The organism is Streptomyces sp. NPDC004327, assembly GCF_042873935.1.
GTDB lineage: Bacteria > Actinomycetota > Actinomycetes > Streptomycetales > Streptomycetaceae > Streptomyces.
This window is the reverse complement of sequence record NZ_JBIAME010000008.1, coordinates 102,114-113,249: the sequence shown is the minus strand read 5'-3', so window position 1 is coordinate 113,249 and position 11,136 is coordinate 102,114. Positions and strand designations below refer to the sequence as shown.

Below are 11,136 nucleotides of genomic sequence, written 5' to 3'. Positions count from 1 at the left end.
CCCGCCCCCCCACGGGGCCCCGCCCCCCCGGGGGGGGTGGGGCCCCCTTCGCCTGCCGTTGGGGGGGGCCCCCCCCCCCCCGGGGGCCCGGGGGGGGGGGGGCCGCCCCCGGGGGCCCCGGCGGCACGTTTCTGCGGTCAGTTGGCGTCCTCGTGGGCGACCGCGCGGCGCGCGTCCGCGTCCAGGACGCCCCAGCTGATCAGCTGCTCGGTGAGGACCGAGGGGGACTGGTCGTAGATGACGGCCAGGGTGCGCAGGTCGTCCTGGCGGATCGACAGCACCTTGCCGTTGTAGTCGCCGCGCTGCGACTGGATCGTCGCCGCGTAGCGCTGCAGGGGGCCGGCCTTCTCGGCGGGCACGTGGGCCAGCCGCTCCAGGTCCAGGACCAGCTTCGGCGGCGGCTCGGCGGCCCCGCCCGGCGTGGTGCCCGGCAGCAGCTCCTGCACCGGCACCCCGTAGAAGTCAGCGAGCTCGGCAAGCCGCTGCACGGTCACGGCACGGTCGCCGCGCTCGTAGGACCCCACCACGACCGCCTTCCAGCGGCCCTGGGACTTCTCCTCCACGCCGTGGAGGGAAAGGCCCTGCTGGGTGCGGATCGCACGGAGTTTGGCCCCGAGCTGCTTTGCGTATTCGCTTGACATAACGCTCCCGCTCGCTGTGACGATGTGCGGCTGCGCCGCGCGGCTGGTAACTCACTGTGAGGTTACGCAGCGTGACGCTCTTCCGTCAAGCCGAATGGTCCATACCGCCCCCTCCCAGGGGACGGCGCCCGGAGCGGCGCACGGGGGGTGAGCAGGCACGCCGTCCGTCCCTGGTAAGGTGGACGGCGCAATTCCGACGTCCTTTAAGGTCCGTCCCGTGAGGCGGAGAAGGAGGTCCGTTTCACATGGACACTCAGCAGCAGCACATCGATGCGGCGCGGCCCGTTCTCGAGGCCCCCGACATCGCGCGGGTCCTGACCCGCATCGCCCACGAGATCGTCGAGCGCGCCAAGGGCGCCGACGACGTGGTCCTCCTCGGCATCCCGACCCGCGGTGTGTTCCTCGCCCGCCGGCTCGCCGAGAAGCTCGAATCGATCACCGGCACCGCCATCCCGGTCGGCTCCCTGGACATCACCATGTACCGGGACGACCTGCGGCTGAAGGCCCCGCGCGCGATCGGCCGCACCGAGATCCCCGGCGACGGCATCGACGGCCGCCTCGTCGTCCTCGTCGACGACGTCCTCTTCTCCGGCCGCACCATCCGCGCCGCGCTCGACGCCCTCGGCGACATCGGCCGCCCCCGTGCCGTCCAGCTCGCGGTCCTCGTCGACCGCGGCCACCGCGAACTTCCGATCCGCGCCGACTACGTCGGCAAGAACCTCCCCACGTCGCTGCGGGAGACGGTCAAGGTCCAGCTCGCCGAGGAGGACGGTCGCGACACCGTGCTGCTCGGCAGCAAGCCCGCCTCCTGACACCTTCACCGGCCCTCATGACGGGAGCCGGGGCACCCCCCTGGGCACCCGTATGCCCTCATCCTCCCCATAACGGAGAAAAACCCCGATGATGCGTCACCTCATCTCGGCCGCCGACCTCACCCGCGACGACGCCGTCCTGATCCTCGACACCGCCGAGGAGATGGCCCGGGTGGCCGACCGGCCCATCAAGAAGCTTCCGACCCTGCGCGGCCGCACCATCTGCAACCTCTTCTTCGAGGACTCCACCCGCACCCGGATCTCCTTCGAGGCGGCCGAGAAGCGGCTCTCCGCCGACGTGATCAACTTCGCGGCCAAGGGCTCCAGCGTCTCCAAGGGCGAGTCCCTGAAGGACACCGCGCAGACCCTGGAGGCGATGGGCGTCGACGCCGTCGTCATCCGGCACAGCGCCTCCGGCGCCCCGTACCGCCTGGCCACCTCCGGCTGGATCGACGCCCCCGTCATCAACGCCGGCGACGGCACCCACCAGCACCCCACCCAGGCCCTGCTCGACGCCTTCACCATGCGCCGCCGCCTGGTCGGCCGCGACGCCGGACTCGGCAAGGACCTGGCCGGCAAGCGCGTCACCCTCGTCGGCGACGTCCTGCACAGCCGGGTCGCCCGCTCCAACGTCGACCTGCTGCACACCCTCGGCGCCGAGGTCACCCTGGTGGCCCCGCCCACCCTGGTCCCGGTCGGCGTGGAGAGCTGGCCCTGCGAGGTCTCCTACGACCTCGACCGGGTGCTGCCGAAGTCCGACGCGGTGATGATGCTGCGTGTGCAGCGCGAGCGGATGAACGCGGCCTTCTTCCCGACCGAGCGCGAGTACTCGCGCCGCTACGGGCTCGACGGCGAGCGAATGGCGAAGATGCCCGAGCACGCCATCGTCATGCACCCCGGGCCGATGGTCCGCGGCATGGAGATCACCGCCGAGGTCGCCGACTCCGACCGCTGCACGGTCGTCGAGCAGGTCGCCAACGGCGTCTCCATCCGGATGGCCGTCCTCTACCTGCTGCTCGGCGGCGCCGAGCCCGCCACCCCCGCCACCACCACCCGTACCGAGGAGAACTGACCATGAGCAAGATCCTGATCCGTGGTGCGAAGGTGCTGGGCGGCGAGGCGCAGGACGTCCTGATCGACGGCGAGCTCATCGCCGAGGTCGGCACGGGCCTGTCCGCCGAGGGCGCGGAGGTCGTCGAGGCCGAGGGCCGGATCCTCCTGCCGGGCCTCGTCGACCTGCACACCCACCTGCGCGAGCCGGGCCGCGAGGACTCCGAGACCGTCCTCACCGGCACCCGCGCCGCCGCCTCCGGCGGCTACACGGCCGTCTTCGCCATGGCCAACACCCACCCGGTCGCCGACACCGCCGGCGTCGTCGAGCAGGTCTACCGCCTCGGCAAGGAGGCCGGCTACTGCGACGTGCAGCCCATCGGCGCCGTCACCGTCGGCCTGGAGGGCAAGAAGCTCGCCGAGCTCGGCGCCATGCACGACTCCGCCGCCGGCGTCACCGTCTTCTCCGACGACGGCAAGTGCGTCGACGACGCCGTGATCATGCGCCGCGCCCTGGAGTACGTGAAGGCGTTCGGCGGCGTCGTCGCCCAGCACGCCCAGGAGCCCCGGCTCACCGAGGGCGCCCAGATGAACGAGGGCGTCGTCTCCGCCGAGCTCGGCCTCGGCGGCTGGCCCGCCGTCGCCGAGGAGTCGATCATCGCGCGCGACGTCCTCCTCGCCGAGCACGTCGGCTCCCGCGTGCACATCTGCCACCTCTCCACCGCCGGCTCCGTCGAGATCGTCCGCTGGGCCAAGTCCCGCGGCATCGACGTCACCGCCGAGGTCACCCCGCACCACCTCCTCCTCACGGACGAGCTGGTCCGCAGCTACAACCCGGTCTACAAGGTCAACCCGCCGCTGCGCACCGAGCGCGACGTCATGGCGCTGCGCGAGGCCCTCGCCGACGGCACCATCGACATCGTGGCCACCGACCACGCCCCGCACCCGCACGAGGACAAGGACTGCGAGTGGGCCGCCGCCGCCATGGGCATGGTCGGCCTGGAGACCGCGCTGTCCGTCGTCCAGCAGACGATGGTCGAGACCGGACTGCTCGACTGGGCCGGCGTCGCCGACCGGATGTCCGTCAAGCCCGCGCGGATCGGGCAGGCCACGGGCCACGGACGCCCCGTCTCGGCTGGTGAGCCCGCGAACCTGACGCTGGTCGATCCGGCATACCGTGGTGTCGTGGACCCCGCCGACTTCGCCTCCCGCAGCCGCAACACCCCCTACGAGGGCCGCGAGCTTCCGGGACGCGTCACCCACACGTTCCTGCGGGGCCGGGCAACGCTCGTCGACGGGAAGCTGGCGTGACACCACTCGTACCACTCGTAACCCTCGCCGCACCCCTCGCGGCCGAGCAGAAGTCCGCCGAGGTCACCGACTGGGCCGGACGGCTCGGCTGGGTCGCCGGACTGCTGCTCTTCGTCACCCTCGTCTACTGGCTGATGCGCCAGGGATGGAAGTGGCGCGGCAGCCTCCAGTCCGGCCTCCCGCCCCTCCCCGAGGTGCCGGAGGGCCCCGGTGAGGCCAAGCTGGCCCTGTCGGCCCCGTTGTCGATGAGCGGCCGCTACCACGGCTCCACCACCGCCGGACAGTGGCTCGACCGGATCGTCGCCCACGGCCTCGGGCTGCGCAGCCGCGCCGAGCTCACCCTGACGGACGCCGGGATCACCGTCGTACGCCCCGGGGCGAACGACTTCCTCATCCCGGCGGCGGCGCTGCGCGAGGCCCGCCTCGACAAGGGCATCGCCGGCAAGGTCCTCACCGAGGGCGGCCTCCTGGTCGTCACCTGGGAGCACGGCGGCACGCTGCTCGACTCCGGCTTCCGCGCCGACCGGGCGGACGAGCACGCCGCCTGGGTCGACGCCCTGAACAACCTGATCAACACGACGGAAGGCATCGCACGATGACAACCTCCACCAGGGGAGCCGCCAAGGTTCCCGCCGTACTCGTCCTGGAGGACGGTCGCATCTTCCGCGGTCGCGCCTACGGGGCCGTGGGGGAGACCTTCGGCGAGGCCGTGTTCTCCACCGGCATGACCGGCTACCAGGAGACCCTCACCGACCCGTCGTACCACCGCCAGGTCGTCGTGATGACCGCCCCGCACGTCGGCAACACCGGCGTCAACGACGAGGACCCCGAGTCCTCCCGCATCTGGGTCTCCGGCTACGTCGTCCGCGACCCCGCCCGCGTCTCCTCCAACTGGCGCGCACAGCGCTCCCTCGACGAGGAGCTGCGCCACCAGGGCGTCGTCGGCATCCAGGGCATCGACACCCGCGCCCTCACCCGCCACCTGCGCGAGAGCGGCGCCATGCGCGTCGGCATCTTCTCCGGCAGCGCGCTCCCCGACGAGGGCACCCTCCTCGCCGAGGTCCGCCAGCAGCCCGAGATGACGGGCGCGAACCTCTCCGCCGAGGTCGCCACCAAGGAGACCTACGTCGTCCCCGCGATCGGCGAGAAGAAGTTCACCGTCGCCGCCGTCGACCTCGGCATCAAGGGCATGACCCCGCACCGGATGGCCGAGCGCGGCATCGAGGTCCACGTGCTGCCCGCCACCGCCACCGCCGAGGACGTCTACGCCGTCCAGCCCGACGGCGTGTTCTTCTCCAACGGCCCGGGCGACCCGGCCACCGCCGACGGCCCCGTCGCCGTCATGCAGGAGGTCCTGCGCCGCAAGACGCCGCTCTTCGGCATCTGCTTCGGCAACCAGATCCTCGGCCGCGCGCTCGGCTTCGGCACCTACAAGCTGAAGTACGGCCACCGGGGCATCAACCAGCCCGTCCAGGACCGCACCACCGGCAAGGTCGAGGTCACCGCGCACAACCACGGCTTCGCCGTCGACGCGCCGCTCGACAAGGTCTCCGACACCCCGTTCGGCCGCGCCGAGGTCTCCCACGTGTGCCTGAACGACCAGGTCGTGGAGGGCCTCCAGCTGCTCGACCAGCCGGCCTTCTCCGTCCAGTACCACCCCGAGGCGGCCGCGGGCCCGCACGACGCCGCGTACCTCTTCGACCGCTTCGTTTCTCTGATGGAGGCCGAGCGTGCCTAAGCGCACCGATATCCAGTCCGTCCTGGTCATCGGCTCCGGCCCGATCGTCATCGGCCAGGCCGCCGAGTTCGACTACTCCGGCACCCAGGCCTGCCGGATCCTCAAGGCCGAGGGCCTGCGGGTCATCCTGGTCAACTCCAACCCGGCCACGATCATGACCGACCCGGAGATCGCCGACGCCACCTACGTCGAGCCGATCACCCCCGAGTTCGTCGAGAAGATCATCGCCAAGGAGCGCCCCGACGCCCTCCTGCCGACCCTCGGCGGCCAGACGGCCCTCAACACGGCCATCTCCATGCACGAGCAGGGCGTCCTGGAGAAGTACGGCGTCGAGCTCATCGGCGCCAACGTCGAGGCCATCCACAAGGGCGAGGACCGCGACCTCTTCAAGGGCGTCGTCGAGGCCGTCAAGGCCAAGATCGGGTACGGCGAGTCCGCCCGCTCGGTCATCTGCCACTCCATGGACGACGTCCTCAAGGGCGTCGAGACGCTCGGCGGCTACCCCGTCGTCGTCCGCCCCTCCTTCACCATGGGCGGCGCCGGCTCCGGCTTCGCCCACGACGAGGAAGAGCTGCGCCGCATCGCCGGCCAGGGCCTCACGCTCTCCCCGACCACCGAGGTGCTCCTGGAGGAGTCCATCCTCGGCTGGAAGGAGTACGAGCTGGAGCTCATGCGCGACAAGAACGACAACGTCGTGGTCGTCTGCTCCATCGAGAACTTCGACCCGATGGGCGTCCACACCGGTGACTCGATCACCGTCGCCCCGGCGATGACCCTCACCGACCGCGAGTACCAGCGCCTGCGCGACATCGGCATCGCGATCATCCGCGAGGTCGGCGTCGACACCGGCGGCTGCAACATCCAGTTCGCCGTCAACCCCGACGACGGCCGGATCATCGTCATCGAGATGAACCCGCGCGTCTCCCGCTCCTCGGCGCTCGCCTCCAAGGCGACCGGCTTCCCGATCGCCAAGATCGCGGCCCGGCTCGCCGTCGGCTACACGCTGGACGAGATCCCGAACGACATCACGGAGAAGACCCCGGCGTCCTTCGAGCCCACGCTCGACTACGTCGTCGTCAAGGCCCCGCGCTTCGCCTTCGAGAAGTTCCCGCAGGCCGACTCCACCCTCACCACCACCATGAAGTCGGTCGGCGAGGCCATGGCCATCGGCCGCAACTTCACCGAGGCCCTCCAGAAGGCCCTGCGCTCCCTGGAGAAGAAGGGCTCGCAGTTCGCCTTCACCGGCGAGACCGGCGACAAGGCCGAGCTGCTGCGCGCCGCGGTCCGCCCGACCGACGGCCGGATCAACACGGTCATGCAGGCCATCCGCGCGGGCGCCACGCCCGAGGAGGTCTTCGAGGCCACCAAGATCGACCCGTGGTTCGTCGACCAGCTCTTCCTCATCAAGGAGATCGCCGACGAGCTCGCCGAGGCCGAGAAGCTCGACCCCGAGCTGCTCGCCGAGGCCAAGCGCCACGGCTTCTCCGACGCCCAGATCGCCGAGATCCGCGGCCTGCGCGAGGACGTCGTCCGCGAGGTCCGGCACGCCCTCGGCGTCCGCCCGGTCTACAAGACGGTCGACACCTGCGCCGCCGAGTTCGCCGCGAAGACCCCGTACTTCTACTCGTCCTACGACGAGGAGACCGAGGTCGCCCCGCGCGAGAAGCCCGCCGTGATCATCCTGGGCTCCGGCCCGAACCGCATCGGCCAGGGCATCGAGTTCGACTACTCCTGCGTCCACGCCTCCTTCGCGCTCAGCGACGCCGGCTACGAGACCGTGATGGTCAACTGCAACCCCGAGACCGTCTCGACGGACTACGACACCTCCGACCGCCTGTACTTCGAGCCGCTGACGCTCGAGGACGTGCTGGAGATCGTCCACGCCGAGTCGCTCGCCGGCCCGATCGCCGGTGTCGTCGTCCAGCTCGGCGGCCAGACCCCGCTGGGTCTCGCCCAGGCGCTCAAGGACAACGGCGTGCCGGTCGTCGGCACCTCCCCGGAGGCCATCCACGCCGCCGAGGACCGCGGCGCCTTCGGCCAGGTCCTCGCCGAGGCCGGCCTGCCCGCCCCGAAGCACGGCACCGCCACCACCTTCGCCGGCGCCAAGGCCATCGCCGACGAGATCGGCTACCCCGTCCTCGTCCGCCCGTCCTACGTGCTCGGCGGCCGCGGCATGGAGATCGTCTACGACGAGGCGCGCCTGGAGGCGTACATCGCCGAGTCCACCGAGATCTCCCCGACCCGCCCGGTCCTCGTCGACCGCTTCCTCGACGACGCCATCGAGATCGACGTCGACGCGCTCTACGACGGCGAGGAGCTCTACCTCGGCGGCGTCATGGAGCACATCGAGGAGGCCGGCATCCACTCCGGCGACTCGGCCTGCGCCCTGCCCCCGATCACCCTCGGCGGCTTCGACATCAAGCGGCTGCGCGCCTCCACCGAGGCCATCGCCAAGGGCGTCGGCGTGCGGGGCCTGATCAACATCCAGTTCGCGATGGCCGGCGACATCCTCTACGTCCTGGAGGCCAACCCGCGCGCCTCCCGCACGGTCCCCTTCACCTCGAAGGCGACCGCGGTGCCGCTCGCGAAGGCCGCCGCCCGCATCTCGCTCGGCGCCACCATCGCCGAGCTGCGCGCCGAGGGCCTGCTGCCGAAGACCGGCGACGGCGGCACCCTGCCGCTCGACGCGCCGATCTCCGTCAAGGAGGCCGTGATGCCGTGGAGCCGCTTCCGCGACATCCACGGCCGCGGCGTGGACACCGTCCTCGGCCCGGAGATGCGCTCCACCGGCGAGGTCATGGGCATCGACACGGTCTTCGGCACGGCCTACGCCAAGTCGCAGGCCGGCGCCTACGGCCCGCTGCCCACCAAGGGCCGCGCGTTCATCTCCGTCGCCAACCGCGACAAGCGCTCGATGATCTTCCCGGCCCGTGAGCTGGTCGCCCACGGCTTCGAGCTGCTCGCCACCTCCGGCACCGCCGAGGTGCTCAAGCGCAACGGCATCAACGCCACCGTCGTGCGCAAGCAGTCCGAGGGCGAGGGCCCGAACGGCGAGAAGACCATCGTCCAGCTCATCCACGACGGCCAGGTCGACCTGATCGTCAACACCCCGTACGGCACCGGCGGCCGCCTCGACGGCTACGACATCCGTACGGCGGCGGTGGCCCGCGCCGTCCCGTGCCTGACCACGGTCCAGGCCCTCGCGGCGGCCGTCCAGGGCATCGAGGCCCTCGGACGCGGCGAGGTGGGCGTCCGCTCGCTCCAGGAGCACGCGGAGCACCTGACCGCGGCCCGCGACTAAGCAGCCCGAACGACGAGGGGGGCACCGGCACGATCTGCCGGTGTCCCCCTCGGCACGAGCAGACCTGGACATCCAAGACACATGTACAAGTTCTTCTTCAACCTGGTCTTCAAGCGCATGGACCCCGAGAAGGCCCACTACCTGGCCTTCCGCTGGATCCGGCTCGCCGCCCGCACCCCGGTCCTGCGCACCTTCGTCGCGGCCGTCCTCGCCCCCCGCCACAAGGAGCTGCGCACCGAGGCCCTCGGCCTGCGCATGCACGGCCCCTTCGGCCTGGCCGCCGGCTTCGACAAGAACGCCGTCGCCATCGACGGCATGTCCATGCTGGGCTTCGACCACGTCGAGATCGGCACGGTCACCGGCGAGGCCCAGCCCGGCAACCCCAAGAAGCGGCTCTTCCGGCTGGTCCAGGACCGCGCCCTGATCAACCGCATGGGCTTCAACAACGAGGGCTCCGCCGCCGTCGCCGCCCGCCTGGCCGCCCGCAACCCCGTCTTCAGGACGGTCGTCGGCGTCAACATCGGCAAGACCAAGGTCGTGCCCGAGGCCGAGGCCGCCGCCGACTACGTGAAGTCCACCGAGCGCCTCGCCCGGCACGCCGACTACCTGGTCGTCAACGTCTCCTCGCCGAACACCCCGGGCCTGCGCAACCTCCAGGCCACGGAGTCGCTGCGCCCGCTGCTCACCGCCGTCCGCGAGGCCGCCGACCGGTCCGCCGAGGGCCGCCGCGTCCCGCTCCTGGTCAAGATCGCCCCCGACCTCGCCGACGAGGACGTGGACGCCGTCGCCGACCTGGCCCTGGAGCTCGGCCTCGACGGCATCATCGCCACCAACACCACCATCGCCCGCGAGGGCCTCGGCCTGACCTCCGACCCGGCCCTCGTCGCGGAGACCGGCGGCCTGTCCGGCGCCCCCGTCAAGCAGCGCTCCCTGGAGGTGCTGCGCCGCCTCTACGCGCGCGTGGGCGACCGGATGGTGCTCGTGGGCGTCGGCGGCATCGAGAACGCCGAGGACGCCTGGCAGCGGATCCTGGCCGGCGCCACCCTGATCCAGGGCTACAGCGCCTTCATCTACGAGGGCCCGTTCTACGCCCGCGCGATCCACAAGGGCCTCGCCGCGCGCCTCGCGGCCTCCCCGTACGCCACCCTCGCCGAGGCCGTCGGCGCCGGCACCCGTACCCACTCCGACTCCGACTCCGGAAAGGCCGCCAAGTGACCCTGGCACCCTTCGGCACCCGCCTGCGCGCCGCCATGGACGCGCGCGGCCCGCTGTGCGTCGGCATCGACCCGCACGCCGCCCTGCTCGACTCCTGGGGCCTGGCCGACGACATCGCCGGCCTGGAGCGCTTCACGTACACCGTCGTGGAGGCCCTGGCCGACGCCGTCGCCGTCTTCAAGCCGCAGGCCGCCTTCTTCGAGCGCTTCGGCTCGCGCGGCGTCGCCGTCCTGGAGCGCGCCACCGCCGACCTGCGGCAGGCCGGCGGCCTGGTCGTCATGGACGCCAAGCGCGGCGACATCGGCTCCACCATGGCCGCCTACGCCGAGGCGTTCCTGCGCCCCGACTCGCCGCTCTTCTCGGACGCGCTGACGGTCTCCCCGTACCTCGGCTACGGCTCCCTGAAGCCGGCCGTCGACCTGGCCCGCGCGTCCGGCGCCGGCCTCTTCGTCCTCGCGCTGACCTCCAACCCGGAGGGCTCCGAGGTCCAGCGGGCCGTCCGCGAGGACGGGCGGACCATCGGCGCGACGATGCTGGCCCACCTGGCCGAGGAGAACGCGGGCGAGACCCCGATGGGCTCCTTCGGCGCGGTCGTCGGCGCCACGCTCGGCGATCTGTCCGCCTTCGACCTGGACATCAACGGCCCGCTGCTCGCCCCCGGCATCGGCGCCCAGGGCGCGACCCCGGCCGACCTGCCGAAGGTGTTCGGCGCGGCCGTCCGCAACGTCGTCCCGAACGTCAGCCGCGGGGTGCTGAAGGCGGGTCCGGACGCCGGTGCGCTGCGTGCCGCGGCGGAACGTTACGCGAACGAGATCAGGGAGTCCGTGGCCTGAGACACCTCGGCGGCCCTCCGATGCGCATTTTTGCCAATCCGCAGGTCGCAGCGGCGTGTCTGTGCCGTCTCACTCCTTGACAAAAGTTGGCCCAAAACCGGGTCGAAATGCCTGAAAAGTCCTGGTCGGTCGATGCTGACCAGGACTTTTCGTCTGTTCTCGCTGACTGGAGCGCCCGTGGCCGCTAGTCTCCGGGGCAGAGTCGGCGTTCGGCGTACTCCACGCGGTTCGCTGC

At 71.5% G+C, this 11,136-nt stretch carries 9 protein-coding genes; 8 read left to right on the top strand and 1 reads right to left on the bottom strand.

The window, feature by feature from the left end:
• Positions 1-137 precede the first annotated feature (137 nt).
• On the bottom strand, positions 138-641 hold the full coding sequence (gene bldD, locus ACFYU9_RS26585; RefSeq protein WP_362532207.1) for a transcriptional regulator BldD: 504 nt from the start codon (positions 639-641) through the stop codon (positions 138-140).
• Between the two features lie 245 nt (positions 642-886).
• Here bldD and pyrR point away from each other — a divergent pair, with 245 nt between their 5' ends.
• From pyrR to pyrF, 8 genes are all read left to right on the top strand, one after another.
• A complete protein-coding gene (gene pyrR / locus ACFYU9_RS26580; RefSeq protein WP_389212908.1) occupies positions 887-1,453 on the top strand; it encodes a bifunctional pyr operon transcriptional regulator/uracil phosphoribosyltransferase PyrR in 567 nt (188 codons plus the stop codon).
• An 88-nt stretch (positions 1,454-1,541) separates the two neighbouring features.
• Positions 1,542-2,525 (top strand): aspartate carbamoyltransferase catalytic subunit, encoded by a 984-nt coding sequence (locus ACFYU9_RS26575; RefSeq protein WP_389212910.1) that lies wholly within the window; start codon positions 1,542-1,544, stop codon positions 2,523-2,525.
• Positions 2,526-2,527: 2 nt separating this feature from the next.
• Positions 2,528-3,814, top strand: coding sequence for a dihydroorotase (locus ACFYU9_RS26570; protein WP_389212911.1), 1,287 nt, complete (start codon positions 2,528-2,530; stop codon positions 3,812-3,814).
• Positions 3,811-4,413, top strand: coding sequence for a hypothetical protein (locus tag ACFYU9_RS26565; protein ID WP_389212912.1), 603 nt, complete (start codon positions 3,811-3,813; stop codon positions 4,411-4,413). Before ACFYU9_RS26570 ends, ACFYU9_RS26565 begins: the two co-directional genes overlap by 4 nt.
• A complete protein-coding gene (gene carA / locus ACFYU9_RS26560; RefSeq protein WP_389346287.1) occupies positions 4,410-5,552 on the top strand; it encodes a glutamine-hydrolyzing carbamoyl-phosphate synthase small subunit in 1,143 nt (380 codons plus the stop codon). The genes ACFYU9_RS26565 and carA overlap by 4 nt, the downstream gene beginning before the upstream one ends.
• Positions 5,545-8,853, top strand: a complete 3,309-nt coding sequence (gene carB, locus ACFYU9_RS26555) for a carbamoyl-phosphate synthase large subunit (RefSeq protein WP_389346286.1) — start codon at positions 5,545-5,547, stop codon at positions 8,851-8,853. The genes carA and carB overlap by 8 nt, the downstream gene beginning before the upstream one ends.
• A gap of 81 nt (positions 8,854-8,934) precedes the next feature.
• Positions 8,935-10,068 (top strand): quinone-dependent dihydroorotate dehydrogenase, encoded by a 1,134-nt coding sequence (locus tag ACFYU9_RS26550; RefSeq protein WP_389212917.1) that lies wholly within the window; start codon positions 8,935-8,937, stop codon positions 10,066-10,068.
• Positions 10,065-10,901, top strand: coding sequence for an orotidine-5'-phosphate decarboxylase (pyrF, locus tag ACFYU9_RS26545; protein ID WP_389346285.1), 837 nt, complete (start codon positions 10,065-10,067; stop codon positions 10,899-10,901). The genes ACFYU9_RS26550 and pyrF overlap by 4 nt, the downstream gene beginning before the upstream one ends.
• Positions 10,902-11,136 lie beyond the last annotated feature (235 nt).

Coding starts and splice junctions, on each gene's coding strand:
- pyrR (WP_389212908.1), top strand. CDS start 887: ATGGACACTCAGCAGCAGCACATCGATGCGGCGCGGCCCGTTCTCGAG.
- ACFYU9_RS26550 (WP_389212917.1), top strand. CDS start 8,935: ATGTACAAGTTCTTCTTCAACCTGGTCTTCAAGCGCATGGACCCCGAG.
- carA (WP_389346287.1), top strand. CDS start 4,410: ATGACAACCTCCACCAGGGGAGCCGCCAAGGTTCCCGCCGTACTCGTC.
- ACFYU9_RS26575 (WP_389212910.1), top strand. CDS start 1,542: ATGATGCGTCACCTCATCTCGGCCGCCGACCTCACCCGCGACGACGCC.
- ACFYU9_RS26570 (WP_389212911.1), top strand. CDS start 2,528: ATGAGCAAGATCCTGATCCGTGGTGCGAAGGTGCTGGGCGGCGAGGCG.
- bldD (WP_362532207.1), bottom strand. CDS start 641: ATGTCAAGCGAATACGCAAAGCAGCTCGGGGCCAAACTCCGTGCGATC.